Consider the following 14,447-nt stretch of genomic DNA (forward strand, 5'->3'; position numbering starts at 1 on the left):
GGTCGCGCGTCAGTCGCCGTGCGTGCTCGCCGGTGCGGCCCCGGATTCGACCCGGTTGCGGCCACCGGCCTTGGCGCGGTAGAGCGCCTTGTCCGCCTGCTGCAGCAGGTGTTCCGGCGACGTGGTGGTCGAACTGCGGCTGGCAATGCCGGCGCTGATGGTGAGCACGGGCGGGCGCTCCCAGTGCGCGTCCGCGACGTGCGTGCGGATGCGCTCGGCGACCGCGCGCGCGGTCGCCGGTTCGGCGCCCGGCAGCACGACCAGGAATTCCTCGCCGCCGAAGCGCGCGACGTAGTCACTGGCGCGCAGCGCCTCGCCGATCAGCCGGGCCACGCGACGCAGCACCTCGTCGCCGTGGGGGTGGCCGTAGCTGTCGTTCACGTCCTTGAAGTGATCGACGTCGATCAGGCAGACGGACAGCGGCAGTTGCAGCCGGCTGGCGAGCGCGAACTCCTCGCCCAGTCGCGCCTCGCCGGCGCGGCGGTTGCCGCTGCCGGTCAGCGCGTCCACATGGACTTCGGTTGCCAGCTCCTCGCAGCGCGCCTGCAACGCCTGCCGCTGGCGTTCAAGCAGTTCGTGCTGCTGGCGCAGTTCCCGCGTCAGCGCATGCAGCTGCTGCACACGCATGCGCAGGTGCAGCTGCGCTTCGGCCTGCGCCGCCAGCGCGCCCAGCTGGTCCAGCTGGCGAAGGTCGAGGCTGCGCGGCTTGAAATCGATCAGGCAGAAGGTGCCCAAGGGCAGGCCGTCCGGGTTGAGCAGGGTCACGCCGGCATAGAAGCGGATGCCGGGCGCGCCGACCACCAGCGGGTTGTCGGCGAAGCGCGGATCGTTCAGCGTGTCCTCGATCACCATGCGTCCTCGCGGCGCGACGATGGTGTGCGTGCACAGTGCGGCGTCGCGTCGCGTTTCGCGCAGGCACAGCCCGTGCACCGACTTGAACCACTGGCGGGATTCGTCAATCAGGCTCACCAGCGCAACCGGCATGTCGAACAGTTGCGCCGCCAGCGCGGTCAGCGCGTCGAACGCCGGTTCCGGCGGCGTGTCGAGCACGCACAAGTCGCGCAGTGCCTGCAGGCGCTGCGCCTCGTCTTCGGGGAGCGGAGCAATCTTCATCGTTCGATTATCGGGCGGCCGGGCGGCTCGCTTGAGCGGATTGCGTGGATGTCGGCGCTGCAATGAAACCGGCGGCTGCGCCGCCTGTCCAGAGGCGGTACTCATGACCGCGATGGCCGCAATGAAATCCCGACATAAGGGCAACAAGACCTTTCTTCCGAGCAAACCATGTGCGGTCTGCGGCCGTGACATGACCTGGCGGCGCGCCTGGCGCAACAACTGGGAGGCGGTGAAGTACTGCTCGGAAGCCTGCCGCCGCAAAGGGGGCGCAGGTGTCTGACATCCGCCATCTGGTACTGGTGCTCGGCGACCAGCTCGATCACGCGTCGGCCGCTTTCGACGGCTTCGATCCGGCGCGCGATCACGTGCTGATGATCGAGGCGGCGGGCGAATCGACCCTTGTCTGGAGCCACAAGGCGCGCACCGCGCTTTTCCTGTCGGCCATGCGCCATTTCGCCGACGGGCTGCGCGGCCGTGGCTGGACGGTCGATTACCGCGCGCTCGGCGACGGCGACAGCGAAGACCTGGCCGACATCCTCGCCGGGCGGCTGCGCCGTCACGCGCCCGGCAAGCTGGTGCTGGTCGAGCCGGGCGAATGGCGGCTGGAACAGGCGATCCGCGCGCTGTGCGAGCGTGAGCGGGTGGCGCTCGACCTGCGCGACGACCTTCATTTCATGATTTCGCGCACCGGCTTTGCCGACTGGGCGAAGAAGTATCGGCAGCTGCGCATGGAGTTCTTCTACCGCATGATGCGCGAGCGCCACGGCGTGCTGATGGAGGGTAGCGAGCCCGCGGGCGGCCGCTGGAACTTCGACGCCGACAACCGCAGCGGCTTCGGCCGCAAGGGCCCCGGCCTGGTGCCGCCACCACTGCGCTTCGAACCGGACGCGATCACCCGCGACGTGATGGCCGAAGTCGAGGCGCGCTTCGCCGATCATCCGGGCACGACCGCCGCCTTCGACTGGCCGGTCACGCGCGAACAGGCGCTGGCGGCGCTTTCGGACTTCGTCGAGCACCGGCTGGAACTGTTCGGCCATCACCAGGACGCGATGTGGACCGGCCAGCCCTGGCTGTGGCACGCACGGCTCAGCGCGGCGATGAACCTGAAGCTGTTGTCGCCACGCGAAGTGGTCGCCGCCGCGGTCGCCGCCTGGCGCGAGCGCGGCTTGCCGCTGCAGTCGGTCGAGGGCTTCGTGCGCCAGGTGATCGGCTGGCGCGAATTCATCCGCGGCATGTACTGGCTGGACATGCCGCGCCTGCGCGACGCCAATCACTATGGCCACGCCCGCGCGCTGCCACGTTGGTACTGGACCGGCGACACCGGCATGAACTGCATGCGCGCCGCCATCGGCCAGACGCTGCGCCACGGCTACGCCCACCACATCCAGCGCCTGATGGTGACCGGCCAGTTCGCGCTGCTGGCGGAGATTGCGCCGCAGCAGGTCGAGGACTGGTATCTGGCGGTCTATGTCGACGCGGTGGAGTGGGTGGAACTGCCCAATGTGGCGGGCATGGCGCTGTACGCCGACGGCGGCCGCTTCACCAGCAAGCCCTATGTCGCCAGCGGTGCCTATATCCAGCGCATGAGCAATTACTGCGACGGCTGCCGGTATAGCCCGTCGGCGCGCAGCGGCGAGGCGGCCTGCCCGGTGACCGTGCTGTACTGGCACTTCCTCGACCGCCACGAAGCGGAATTCGCCGCCAATCCGCGCACCGCATTGATGGCGAAGAATCTGCAGAAGCTCGCGCCGGCCGAGCGCACGGCGATAGGCGAGCGTGCCAGGCAGATGCTGGAGAAGCTCGACGATCTGTGAGCGAGGGCGCCGCCAGCGTGCGCTGGATCCGCGGCGGGGGTTCTGTGGGAGGGGTCTTCTGACCCCGACAGCGACCCTTATCGAAGTCTGCTCACCGCAACGGCCGCGTCGCGGCCACGGCCGCGCCCACAGGGGTGAGCCCGAGACCCGACGGCTGGGCGGGACTCCGGCTGCGGGTGTTTCCTCCCGCGGGTTGTTACATCCCCTTTCCAAGCGAATTTGCTGCCCTGCGCAAAGCCCGGGGCGCGGGTCGGGTAAAATCCCGCGCCATGACTTCACCAGCGCAGCACGTTGCCGGCTTTTCGTGGCCGGTACGCGTCTACTACGAAGATACCGACAGCTTCGGCGTGGTGTACTACGCGAACTACTTCCGCTTTCTCGAACGTGCGCGCACCGAATGGCTGCGCGCGCTCGGCTTCGACCAGGTCGAGATGGCGGCGGCGGGCGTCGGCTTCGTCGTACGTTCGGTACAGGGCGAATACCTGAAGCCAGCCCGCTTCAACGACATGCTCGAAGTGCGCAGCCACATCGCGTCGACCACGCGTGCCGCGGTCGATTTCGTGCAGCGCCTCTACCGCGGCGACGAACTGCTGTTCGACGGCAGGGTCCGTGTGGTGTCGATCGACATGGCGAAGAACCGTCCGGTATCGCTGCCCGCAGCGTTGCGTGAGCGCCTGCTTCCTTCCATCCAGCCTTCAGTCCCCTCCCTCACATGAATCTTTCCGAAGACCTTTCGATCATTTCGCTCGTGATGCAGGCCAGCCTGCTGGTCAAGCTGGTGATGGCGCTGCTGGTCGGCATTTCCTTCATGAGCTGGTACTGGATCTTCCGCAAGTCCTTCGCCATACGCGCGGCGCGGCTCAGTTCGGACAAGTTCGAGCTTGAGTTCTGGTCCGGCGGCGACCTCAATGCGCTGTTCCAGAGCGCGGCCAACGACCGCCACAACGCCGGCGGCATGGAGCGCATCTTCGAAGCGGGCTATCGCGAATTCACCAAGCTGCGCGGGCGGCAGAACATCGACACGGCGACCGCGGTCGACGGCGCGCGCCGCGCGATGCGGGCGACCTACCAGCGCGAACTGGACGAGCTGGAATCGCACACCGCCTTCCTCGCGTCGACCGGTTCGGTCAGCCCCTACATCGGCCTGTTCGGTACCGTCTGGGGGATCATGAACGCCTTCCGCGGCCTCTCCAATGTCGGTCAGGCCACGCTGGCCCAGGTCGCGCCGGGCATCGCCGAGGCGCTGGTCGCTACCGCGATCGGCCTGTTCGCCGCCATCCCGGCGGTGGTCGCCTACAACCGCTTCGCGCACGATATCGACCGCATTTCCATCCGCTGGGAGAGCTTCATGGAAGAGTTCTCCAACATCCTGCAGCGTCAGGCCCGGTAAGCCGCGATGAGAAGACAGCGCCGCATGATGAACCAGATCAACGTCGTGCCTTACATCGACGTGATGCTGGTGCTGCTCGTCATCTTCATGGTCGCGCCGCAGGCCACGCCGACCGGCAGCATCGAACTGCCCAGCGTCGGCCAGGCGTCGCAGACGCCGGCGCAGCCGATCGAGGTGATGGTGAAGGCCGACGGCAAGCTCGCGCTGCGCGACCGCGACAAGGGTGGCAAGGAAGAGGCGGTCACGCGCGACACGCTGGTGAGCCGCCTGCGCGACATGCAGGGTGGCGACGCCAATCGCGCGCTGGTCGTGGCCGGCGACAAGGCGGTGCGCTACGAGGAAATCCTGCGCGTGATGGATACGCTGCAGGGCAATGGTTTCACCCGCATCGGCCTGCTGGTGCAGACCGGGCAGAACGCGAAACCGGCCCGCTGATGCGCGATCTCGCCCTGAACCGTCCGCAGCCCGGAAAGTGGCAGTCGGCCGCATTGGCCGCCGGCATGCACCTGCTGCTCGGTCTGTTCCTGTTCTACAGCGTGCGCTGGCAGACCAGCCAGCCGGCCGCAGTGCAGGTCGAGCTGGTCGGCAGCCTGCCGCCGATCGAGGCACCGGTGCGCCCGCCGCCGCCGCCGGAACCGGTGGTCGAGAAACAGCCGGAGCCGGTGGTGGAACCGCCGCCGCCTCCGCCACCGCCGAAGCCGGACATCGCGATCAAGGAGCCGCCGAAGCCGAAGACGCCGCCCAAGGTGGAGCCGAAACCCGAACCCAGGCCGAAGCCGGTTGAAAAGAAGCCGGAACCCAAGCCCGAGCCCAAGGTCGAGAAGAAACCGGAGCCCAAGGTGCCGCCCAAGCCGGACAACCGGCTGGAGCAGGAACTGCAGGACAAGCTGCTGAAGGAATCGCTGGCGCGCGAAAGCGCCGACCAGACGCGCCGCCAGGCCGCGCAGGAAGCCGATCTGATGGCCAAGCTGGCAGCCGACGGCGCGCGCAGCAAGGCGCGCGAAACCTGGGCCGGCCGCATCAGCGCCAAGGTGAAGCCCAACGTGGTGGTGCCGCCCGGCGTGTCCGGCAATCCGGAAGCGGTGGTGGCGATTTCGCTGCTGCCCGACGGTTCGGTGGTCGGCGAGCCCAGATTGAGACAGTCGACCGGCAATGCGGCGCTGGATGCGGCGATACTGCGCGCCATCGTGAAGTCGTCGCCGCTGCCCAAGCCGGAAGACCCGGCCGTATTCGAGCGCAACCTGGAACTGAAATTCCGGCCGCTGGCCGAGTGACCGGCGCCCGCAGACACTTTACGGAAAGGATCCGATGATCAAGCTCTTCAGACTGATGGCCGCCGCGCTGCTGTTCGCCGCGCAGTTCGCCCACGCCCAGCTCACGGTCGAAATCACCGGCGCCGGTGCCAACCGCATTCCGATCGCCATCGCCAATTTCGCCGGCGAGGGCCTGCTGCCGCAGGCACTGGTCGGCGTCGTGCGCGCCGACCTGGAGCGCAGCGGTCTGTTCAAGCTGGTCGACCCGGGCTCGAGCCCGGTGCACCAGGACGCCGCCGTCGACCTCAACCAGTGGAAGGAACGCGGTGCCGACGCGCTGGCGCTGGCCAGCATTCTGCCGGTGCCAGGCGGACGCTACGAGGTGCGCATGCGCCTGTACGACATCGCGCGGCAGGGCAAGCCGGACGGCATGATTTTCGTGTTCTCGCCGGCCACCGTGCGGGAAACCGGCCATCGCATCGCCGACTTCATCTACGAAAAGATGACCGGCGAGCGCGGCGTGTTCAACACGCAGATCGCCTACGTGGTGAAGAAGGGCACGCGCTTCGAACTGACCATCGACGACGCCGACGGGCAGAACCCGCGCATCGCGCTGCGCTCGGCCGACCCGATCATCTCGCCGACCTGGTCGCCGGACGGCACGCGCCTCGCCTATGTGTCCTTCGAGGCGAAGAAGCCCATCATCTACGTGCATTCGCTGACCACGACCTCGCGCTCGGTGGTGGCCAACTTCAAGGGATCGAATTCCGCGCCGGCCTGGGCGCCGGACGGCAAGCGTCTGGCCGTCGTGCTGACCAAGGACGGCTCGTCGCAGATCTACACGATCAACGCCGACGGCAGCGGTCTGACACGCGTGGCCGGATCCAGCTCGATCGACACCGAACCGCAGTTTTCGCCGGACGGCCAGTACATCTATTTCACGTCGGACCGCGGCGGCAGCCCGCAGATCTATCGCGTGCCGGCCAGCGGCGGCAACGCCGAGCGCATTACCTTCGAAGGCAGCTACAACGTGACGCCGCGCCTGTCGCCGGACGGCAAGACGCTGGCCTACGTGTCGCGCAACGGCGGCCGCTTCCAGATCACGGCAATGGATCTGGCGACGCGGCAGACGCAGATCCTGACCGACTCGTCGCGCGACGAGTCGCCGTCCTTTGCGCCGAACGGCCGGATGATCCTGTACGCCTCCGAAATCGGCGGACGCGGCGTGCTGTCGGCGGTGTCGGCCGACGGCCGCGTCAAGCAGAAACTGTCCGGGCAGGCTGGCGGCGATGTCCGCGAGCCGGCCTGGGGCCCGTTCAACAAACCGTAAATACCGTCACAACCCCACGCAGTAGCGAAACCAGAGAGGCCAACACCATGCGCACCCATACCAAGCTTTCCATCGCAGCCCTGACGCTGGCCGTGCTGGCCGGCTGCTCGTCCACCGGTCCGGAGCAACCCGCCGCGCCGACCGAGGACAAGTCGCCGACCGCACCGACCGGCCCCTCCGTGTCGCCGGTGACGCCGCCGTCGGTCGACGGCAAGAAGATGACAGCCGAAGAGGCGCTGCTCGCCCAGCTGAAGGACCCGAACAGCCCGCTGTCCAAGCGCATCATCTACTTCGACTACGACAGCTACGTCATCAAGGACAGCTACGCCAGCCTGATTTCGGCGCACGCCAAGTTCCTGACGGCCAACCCGAAGTTCAAGATGCTCATCCAGGGCAACACCGACGAGCGCGGTTCGCGTGAGTACAACCTGGCGCTGGGCCAGAAGCGTGCCGAGGCGGTCAAGCGCGCGCTGATGCTGCTGGGCGTGCAGGAAGCGCAGCTGGAGTCGGTCAGCCTGGGCGAAGAGAAGCCGCGCATGGTGGGCAGCGACGAAGCGTCGTACGCCGAGAACCGTCGTTCGGAAATGCTCTACTCGGGTGAGTTCTGATGCAGGCCCGCAACGGGGTCGCGGCGGCGCTCGCCGCGCTGTTCATCGTCGCGGCTCCGGCGCGGGCCGCGCTGTTCGATGACGAGGTTGCACGCCAGCGCATCGAGGACCTGCGCGCCGACACCAAGGCGCGCACCGGCAAGCTCGAGGCGCAGCTCGAACAGTCGCAGCGTACGCAACTCGAGCTGAGCAACCAGATCGAGGCGCTGCGCGGCGAAATCGCCAAGCTGCGCGGCCAGGTCGAGGTGCTCACCTACGAGCTGGAGGCGTCCACCAAGCGGCAGAAGGACTTCTACCTCGATCTCGACACCCGCCTGCGTGCGCTGGAGACGAAGCCGGTCGCCGCGGCCGAGCCCGAGGTCGACCCGGCTGCCGAGCCGCGCGACTACGAGGCGGCGCTGAACCTGCTCAAAGGCGGCAAGTACGCCGAGGCGCAGCTGGCCTTCGAAGCCTTCATCAAGAGCTGGCCGAAGAGCAGTTTCCAGCCGGCTGCCCACTACTGGGCCGCCAGCGCCGCCTTCCAGACCAAGGCCTACTCGCGCGCCGCCGAGCTGTACCAGCAGGTGCATGCGCAATGGCCGGCCGACGTGCGGGCGCCGGAAGCGCTGATCGGTCTGGCCAACACGCAGCAGATCCAGGGTGATGCCAAGGGTGCGAAGAAGACGCTGGACATGGTGATCGCCCAGTACCCGGGCACGCCGTCGGCCGACGTCGCGCGCCAGCGCATCAAGCAGGCGGCGCAGAAGAAGTGAGCGGGCAGGGCAGAGGCGGCAGGGCCGCAGTCGTGCTGCTGTCCGGCGGCCTCGATTCGGCCACCGTGCTGGCGATGGCGCGTGCGCAGGGGCTGGACTGCCACTGCCTGTCGCTCGACTACGGCCAGCGGCACCGGGCGGAGCTGGTGGCTGCCGAGCGGGTGGCCACTGCGCTCGGTGCGGCCGGCCACCGTACCATTGCGCTCGATCTGCGCGCCTTCGGTGGTTCGGCGCTGACCGACAGCGCGATCGACGTGCCGACCGGCGGTGTGGCGCCCGGCATCCCGGTCACCTACGTGCCGGCGCGCAACACCATCATGCTGTCGCTGGCGCTCGCTTGGGCCGAGGTGCTCGGCGCGCAGGACATCTTCTGCGGCGTCAATGCGGTGGACTACTCCGGCTACCCCGACTGCCGCCCGGAGTACATCAAGGCTTTCGAGGCGATGGCCAACCTGGCGACCAAGGCAGCAGTCGAGGGCGCACGGCTTACCGTGCACGCGCCGCTGATCAGCCTCACCAAGGCGGGTATCATCCGTGCCGGCGCGCAGCTCGGCGTCGATTACGCGCTGACCGTGTCCTGCTACCAGGCCGACGATGAAGGCCGCGCCTGCGGTGTGTGCGACTCCTGCCGCTTGCGGCGCGAGGGATTCGCGGCTGCCGGGGTGGCGGACCCGACGCGCTACCGCTGAACCGTCGTCCCGCATTCCGGGGCGGCGTTACCGCTCCGGAACGACGATGGAACTGAACATCCACACCGAAACACTGGCAGCCGTGTTCGCGCTGTCTGTCGCGCTGGGCGCGCTCACGTCGCGCACCGGCTTCTGCACCATGGGTGCGGTGTCCGACTGGATCAATATCGGCGACCTCGGCCGCATGCGCTCGTGGATGCTGGCGATCGCCACCGCCATGGCCGGCCTGGTCGGGCTCGAATCGGCTGGCGTGGTCGACCTCAGCACCACCTATCCGCCCTACCGCACGCCGCAGCTCGCCTGGCTGCGCTACATCGTCGGCGGCCTCATGTTCGGCGTCGGCATGACGCTGGCCAGCGGCTGCGGCAACAAGACGCTGGTGCGCATCGGCGGCGGCAACCTGAAGTCGCTGTTCGTGCTGGCGGTCGGCGCTGTGTTCGCCTATCTGATGATCTTCACCGATTTCTACGCCAGCGCCTTCGGCTGGATGAACGACTGGACACTGTCGCTCGACGCGCGCGGCATCGATTCGCAGGCGCTCGGTTCCGTCGTTGCCGGTGCGGTCGGCGGTGACGCCGCCACGCTGAATCGTGCATTGGCCTGGATCATCGCCGCCGCGCTGGCCGTGTGGGCCTTCGCCTCGGCCGATTTCCGCCGCAACATCGACCATGTGGCCGGCGGCATCGGCTTCGGTCTGGCGGTGCTGGCGGGCTGGTGGCTCACCGCCGGCCCGCGCGCTGCGGCGTGGAAGGAGTGGGCCGAATTCGCCGACGTCATGCCGAGCCGGGTCGAGGCGCAGTCCTACACCTTCGTCGGCCCGATGGCCGACGGCGCGCGCTGGCTGCTCGACCCGACCAATGCCGCACTGGTCAACTTCGGTCTGATGGCGCTGGCCGGCGTCGTCGTCGGCGCCTTCATTCATGCCATTGCGAGCGGAAAATTCCGCGTCGAGTGGTTCCGCGGCACCGCCGACGTCGTGCGTCACGGCATTGGCGGCGCGCTGATGGCCATCGGTGGCGTGCTCGCCTCCGGCTGCAGCGTCGGCCAGGGCATCACTGGCGTGTCGACGCTCGCACTGGGTTCGGCCATCGCGCTGTTCGCCATCATCGCCGGCTCGGCGCTGACGATGAAGGCGACCATGTGGTGGCTGATGCGTGACTGAGCTGCGAGGTGTGCCTGGAGTCAAATTCCGGGTTGACAGGGCCCTTCCTCTCACCTATAGTCCGCGGTCTTCGCAAGGCGAGGGTCGGTAGCTCAGTCGGTAGAGCAGCGGACTTTTAATCCGTTGGTCGCGAGTTCGAGTCTCGCCCGACCCACCACTCGGTGGGCCGAAGCAGTACGCGAAGCAGGTTTCCGGGTTGTTAGCTCAGTTGGTAGAGCAGCGGACTCTTAATCCGTAGGTCGAGTGTTCGAGCCACTCACAACCCACCAGATGCAGAAGCAAAAGGCCAGTTCTCCGGAACTGGCCTTTTTCTTTTCGTGCGTGCCCAGCCTCCGGGCTGTCCCCGACCTGATCCGGGCGGCCTCGCGAACATTCCCCCGCGGCCGTCTCCCGGATCGTTCAAAGATTTGCCGGGATTGTTCAAGCCCGTCCGCCCGCCCGTCCCTACAGTCAGCGCCAGATGGTCCCGCCCTGCGCGGGGGCATTCCGGGTTCTGCACATAGCCAAAATGACGGAGGGGAAGATGGGCGAAGCAACTGTGGCCGCAAAAGCGGCGGGAGCGAGCGAGGGTGCGAGCACCTTCGACGCGGTGGTGATCGGCGCCGGCGTGGCCGGGCTGTACCAGGTGTATCGGCTGCGCGAGATGGGTATGTCGGTGCAGGGCTTCGAGGCCGGGTCCGGCGTCGGCGGCACCTGGTACTGGAACCGCTATCCGGGTGCGCGCTTCGATTCCGAGGCGGAGATCTACCAGTACTGGTTCGACGAAGCCATGTTCAAGAACTGGCAGCCGAGCGAGCGCTTCCCGGCGCAGCCGGAGACCGAGCGCTGGCTGAACTACGTCGCCGATCGCGCTGACCTGCGCAAGCACTTCCGCTTCGATACCCGCGTCACCGCGGCACGCTACGACGAAGCGCGGCGGCAGTGGGCGATCACGACCGATGCGGGCGACACGGTCACCGCGCGCTTCCTGATCTGCTGCACCGGCATGCTGTCGGCGCCGCTGACTTCGGTGTTCCCGGGACAGGACAGCTTCCGGGGGCAGATCTTCCACACGGCACGCTGGCCGAAGGAGCGAGTCGAGTTCGTCGGCAAGCGGGTCGGCGTGGTCGGCACCGGTGCCACCGGCATCCAGGTGATCCAGACCATCGCGCCGCAGGTCGGCCACCTGAAGGTGTTCCTGCGCACGCCGCAGTACGTTATACCGATGCGCAACCCGAAGTACAGCCCGGCCGATTGGGCGAAGCAGGGCGAGCGCTTCGCGCAGATCCGCGACCGCGTGGCGCGCACCTTCTCTGGCTTCGAGTACGACTTCGAGAACGGCGCCTGGGCCGACCTCACGCCGGCGCAGCGCACCGAGGTGTTGGAGCGGCTGTGGGCCGACGGCTCGCTGTCGCTGTGGCTGGCCTCCTTCGCCGAAATGTTCTTCGACGAGAAGGTGAACGACGTGGTGTCCGAATTCGTGCGCGACAAGATGCGCGCGCGCATCAAGGACCCGGTGCTGTGCGACAAGCTCATTCCGACGACCTACGGCTTCGGCACCCACCGCGTGCCGCTGGAGAGCAACTACCTCGAGGTGTACCACCAGCCCAATGTCGAGATCGTCGACGTGAAGCAGGCGCCGATCGAGCGCATCGTGCCCGAGGGCGTCATGACCGCCGACGGCACCGTGCATGCGCTCGACATCCTGGTGCTCGCCACCGGCTTCGACGCCGGCTCCGGCGCGCTCACCCGCATCGACATCCGCGGCCGCGAGGGCCGTTCGCTGAAGGAGGAGTGGGGCCAGGAAATCCGCACCACGATGGGCCTGCAGGTTCACGGCTATCCCAACATGTTCACCACCGGCGCGCCGCTGGCGCCGTCGGCCGCGCTGTGCAACATGACCACCTGCCTGCAGCAGCAGGTCGACTGGATCACCGCCTGCATCCGCTCGATGCGCGACAAGGGCCAGCAGGTGATCGAGCCGTCGAAGGCGCTGCAGGACCAGTGGGTCGCCCACCACGACGAGACGGCGAACAAGACGCTCGTGGTGAAGACCGACTCCTGGTACATGGGCACCAACGTCGCCGGCAAGCCGCGCCGCCTGCTGTCCTACATCGGCGGCGTCGGCACCTACCGTCAGAAGTGCGACGAGGTCGCGGCCAGCGGCTATCGCGGCTTCACCTTCGCCTGATCGGCGATGCACCCGGCCGGCATGCCGGCCGGGCCCGGATACAGCGCCGCACCACCCGGTGACGGCGACGACGGAGGAGCAGGAAAATGATCCAGAACGACTATTACAGCCAGGACATGCACGGCCCCTACGAGCTCATCAGCATCGGTGCGCTGGAGCTGGAGGAGGGCGGCACGATTCCCGACTGCCGGCTGGCCGTGGTCACGCACGGCACGCTGAACGCGCGCAAGGACAACGCCATCCTGGTGCCCACCTGGTACTCGGGTACCAGCAAGATCATCGCGCAGGTCTACATCGGCAAGGGCCACGCGCTCGACCCGGACAAGTACTTCATCGTGCAGATCAACCAGATCGGCAGTGGCCTGTCGAGCTCACCGCACAACAGCGACGGCGCCATCGCGATGGAGCGCTTTCCGCGCGTGCGCATCGGTGACGACGTGCGCGCGCAGCAGCGTCTGCTGTCGCAGCACTTCGGCATCGAGAAGCTGGCGCTGGTGGTCGGCGGATCGATGGGCGCACAGCAGACCTGGGAGTGGGCGGTGCGCTTTCCCGACCGCGTGCTGCGCGCGGCGCCGATCGCCGGCACCGCGAAGAACAGCGAGCACGACTACCTGTTTGCCGAAACGCTGATCGAGGCCATCGTCACCGATCCGAACTTCAAGGGCGGCCGCTACGCCGCCTCGTACGACGTGATCGACGGCCTGCGCCGTCACGCCAAGCTGTGGACGGTGATGGGCTGGAGCGTGGATTTCTTCCGCGAAGGGCGGCACCGCGTGCTCGGCTTCGACTCGGTCGCCGATTTCGTCGAACGCTTCATGGTCGGCTACTTCGGTCCGATGGATGCCAACGACCTGCTGTGCATGGCGTGGAAGTGGCAGCGTGGCGACGTCAGCCGCCACGCCGGCGGTGATCTCGCGGCCGCGCTCGCCCGCGTGCGCGCAAAGATGTACGTGATGCCGATCAGCCACGACATGTTCTTCCCGCCCGAGGACTGCCGCCGCGAACAGCGCCTGGTGGCGGGCAGCGAACTGCGCGTGCTGGACAGCATCGACGGCCATTTCGCGTTGCTGGGCACCGACCCGGCGATGGTGGCGCAGGTGGACGCCCACCTCGCGGAGCTGCTCGCCACGCCTGCCGGCTGAGCGCGCGGCGGCTTCGCTGCGCTGCAACCTCGGCGCGCCGGACGCTCTGCTAAGCTGCCCCTGCCTGCCGGCGTGTGCCGGCAGGCGCGACCGGCGGCGCAGCGGACCGCGTCCGGCCTTCTCGTCGGGGGAGAACGACATGCCGAACATCATCACGCCGAAAGAACTGCCCCAGTGGGTGCCCGGCGAGGTGCTTTCGTCGAGCGACAACCTCGGCTGGAAGGGCGTCGGTCATCGTTCCTACCGATACGCCGGCCTCGACGTACCGATTCCACCGCTGGACCACTTCATGGTCGTGCGCTACGCCGCCGGCCAGACGCCGATGGACCGCTGTTTCGACCAGCGCTGGTCGCGTGCCGACTGCCGTCCCGGTGACGCCTCGCTGCTCACCATGTCAGAGGCCTCGCACTGGCACTGGACACAGCAGATCGACGTGTCGCACGTCTATCTGTCGAACAGCCTGATGTCGCGCGTGGCGGGCGAGGTGATGGACAGGCCGGTCGCCGAGGTGCGGCTGCACGACGTGCTGTGCGCGCGCGACCCGACGCTGCTCGCCATCACCGACGCCATCACCCAGGAGGCGGTGCAGCCCGAAATGGGCGGTCCGCTGTATGCGGAGACGCTGGGCACCCAGCTGGCGGTGCACCTGCTGCGCAGGTACGCCCAGGTCACCTTCCGTCACGACCTGCCGGGCGGCCGTCTGTCGCCGGCGCAGATGCGCCGCGTGCTCGACCTGATAGACAGCCGCCTGCACGAAGCGCTGACGCTGGAAGACATGGCCGAGGCGGCGGGTCTCGGCGTATGCACCTTCCACCGCCGCTTCCGCGAGACGCAGGGCCGGGCGCCGCACGCCTTCGTGATCGACCGTCGCGTCGAGCGCGCGCGCCAGCTGCTCGCCGCCGGCGATCTGGCGGTCAAGGAGGTGGCCGCCAGCTGCGGTTTTTCCGATCAGGCGCACATGACCCGCGTGCTGCGTGCACGGCTCGGCACGACACCGGCCAAGCTGCGCGCCGCGCGCGGCTAG

At 67.9% G+C, this 14,447-nt stretch carries 15 protein-coding genes and 2 tRNA genes; 16 read left to right on the plus strand and 1 reads right to left on the minus strand.

Annotated elements, in window-relative coordinates; genetic code table 11:
• Nucleotides 1-9 precede the first annotated feature (9 nt).
• A complete protein-coding gene (locus tag WDZ97_RS18685; RefSeq protein ID WP_304000677.1) occupies nucleotides 10-1,113 on the minus strand; it encodes a GGDEF domain-containing protein in 1,104 nt (367 codons plus the stop codon).
• A 103-nt stretch (nucleotides 1,114-1,216) separates the two neighbouring features.
• Between WDZ97_RS18685 and WDZ97_RS18690 the strand changes: the two genes are divergently transcribed.
• The 16 genes from WDZ97_RS18690 to WDZ97_RS18765 all read left to right on the plus strand — a co-directional run bounded on the left by WDZ97_RS18690 (nucleotide 1,217) and on the right by WDZ97_RS18765 (nucleotide 14,447).
• Nucleotides 1,217-1,393, plus strand: coding sequence for a DUF2256 domain-containing protein (locus WDZ97_RS18690; RefSeq protein ID WP_304000679.1), 177 nt, complete (start codon nucleotides 1,217-1,219; stop codon nucleotides 1,391-1,393).
• The gene (locus WDZ97_RS18695; protein ID WP_425763757.1) at nucleotides 1,386-2,927 is read left to right on the plus strand and encodes a cryptochrome/photolyase family protein; all 1,542 of its coding nucleotides are present in this window, start codon (nucleotides 1,386-1,388) and stop codon (nucleotides 2,925-2,927) included. The genes WDZ97_RS18690 and WDZ97_RS18695 overlap by 8 nt, the downstream gene beginning before the upstream one ends.
• Before the next feature lie 269 nt (nucleotides 2,928-3,196).
• Nucleotides 3,197-3,643 carry a tol-pal system-associated acyl-CoA thioesterase gene (gene ybgC, locus WDZ97_RS18700; protein ID WP_425763758.1) on the plus strand — a complete coding sequence of 149 codons (447 nt, stop codon included), beginning with the start codon at nucleotides 3,197-3,199 and terminating at the stop codon, nucleotides 3,641-3,643.
• Nucleotides 3,640-4,317, plus strand: coding sequence for a protein TolQ (gene tolQ, locus WDZ97_RS18705; protein ID WP_304000683.1), 678 nt, complete (start codon nucleotides 3,640-3,642; stop codon nucleotides 4,315-4,317). The genes ybgC and tolQ overlap by 4 nt, the downstream gene beginning before the upstream one ends.
• 24 nt (nucleotides 4,318-4,341) lie before the next feature.
• The gene (locus tag WDZ97_RS18710; protein ID WP_425763854.1) at nucleotides 4,342-4,752 is read left to right on the plus strand and encodes an ExbD/TolR family protein; all 411 of its coding nucleotides are present in this window, start codon (nucleotides 4,342-4,344) and stop codon (nucleotides 4,750-4,752) included.
• Nucleotides 4,752-5,591, plus strand: a complete 840-nt coding sequence (locus WDZ97_RS18715; protein WP_304000684.1) for an energy transducer TonB — start codon at nucleotides 4,752-4,754, stop codon at nucleotides 5,589-5,591. Before WDZ97_RS18710 ends, WDZ97_RS18715 begins: the two co-directional genes overlap by 1 nt.
• Before the next feature lie 34 nt (nucleotides 5,592-5,625).
• Nucleotides 5,626-6,900: a Tol-Pal system beta propeller repeat protein TolB gene (tolB, locus tag WDZ97_RS18720; protein ID WP_304000685.1), complete on the plus strand. Its 1,275-nt coding sequence runs from the start codon at nucleotides 5,626-5,628 to the stop codon at nucleotides 6,898-6,900.
• Between the two features lie 47 nt (nucleotides 6,901-6,947).
• The gene (pal, locus tag WDZ97_RS18725; RefSeq protein WP_304000687.1) at nucleotides 6,948-7,508 is read left to right on the plus strand and encodes a peptidoglycan-associated lipoprotein Pal; all 561 of its coding nucleotides are present in this window, start codon (nucleotides 6,948-6,950) and stop codon (nucleotides 7,506-7,508) included.
• The gene (gene ybgF / locus WDZ97_RS18730) at nucleotides 7,508-8,260 is read left to right on the plus strand and encodes a tol-pal system protein YbgF (protein ID WP_304000689.1); all 753 of its coding nucleotides are present in this window, start codon (nucleotides 7,508-7,510) and stop codon (nucleotides 8,258-8,260) included. Before pal ends, ybgF begins: the two co-directional genes overlap by 1 nt.
• The gene (gene queC, locus WDZ97_RS18735) at nucleotides 8,257-8,949 is read left to right on the plus strand and encodes a 7-cyano-7-deazaguanine synthase QueC (RefSeq protein WP_425763759.1); all 693 of its coding nucleotides are present in this window, start codon (nucleotides 8,257-8,259) and stop codon (nucleotides 8,947-8,949) included. The genes ybgF and queC overlap by 4 nt, the downstream gene beginning before the upstream one ends.
• Nucleotides 8,950-8,995: 46 nt before the next feature.
• A complete protein-coding gene (locus tag WDZ97_RS18740; RefSeq protein ID WP_304000692.1) occupies nucleotides 8,996-10,111 on the plus strand; it encodes a YeeE/YedE family protein in 1,116 nt (371 codons plus the stop codon).
• 81 nt (nucleotides 10,112-10,192) lie between these two features.
• A tRNA-Lys gene (locus tag WDZ97_RS18745) sits at nucleotides 10,193-10,268 on the plus strand.
• A 36-nt stretch (nucleotides 10,269-10,304) separates the two neighbouring features.
• A tRNA-Lys gene (locus WDZ97_RS18750) sits at nucleotides 10,305-10,380 on the plus strand.
• Between the two features lie 254 nt (nucleotides 10,381-10,634).
• On the plus strand, nucleotides 10,635-12,281 hold the full coding sequence (locus tag WDZ97_RS18755; RefSeq protein WP_304000694.1) for a flavin-containing monooxygenase: 1,647 nt from the start codon (nucleotides 10,635-10,637) through the stop codon (nucleotides 12,279-12,281).
• 86 nt (nucleotides 12,282-12,367) lie between these two features.
• Nucleotides 12,368-13,423, plus strand: a complete 1,056-nt coding sequence (locus WDZ97_RS18760; protein WP_304000695.1) for an alpha/beta fold hydrolase — start codon at nucleotides 12,368-12,370, stop codon at nucleotides 13,421-13,423.
• A 139-nt stretch (nucleotides 13,424-13,562) separates the two neighbouring features.
• The gene (locus WDZ97_RS18765) at nucleotides 13,563-14,447 is read left to right on the plus strand and encodes a helix-turn-helix domain-containing protein (RefSeq protein ID WP_020166247.1); all 885 of its coding nucleotides are present in this window, start codon (nucleotides 13,563-13,565) and stop codon (nucleotides 14,445-14,447) included.

The organism is Methyloversatilis sp. MC4-4, from assembly GCF_049843555.1.
Lineage (GTDB): Bacteria > Pseudomonadota > Gammaproteobacteria > Burkholderiales > Rhodocyclaceae > Methyloversatilis > Methyloversatilis discipulorum_B.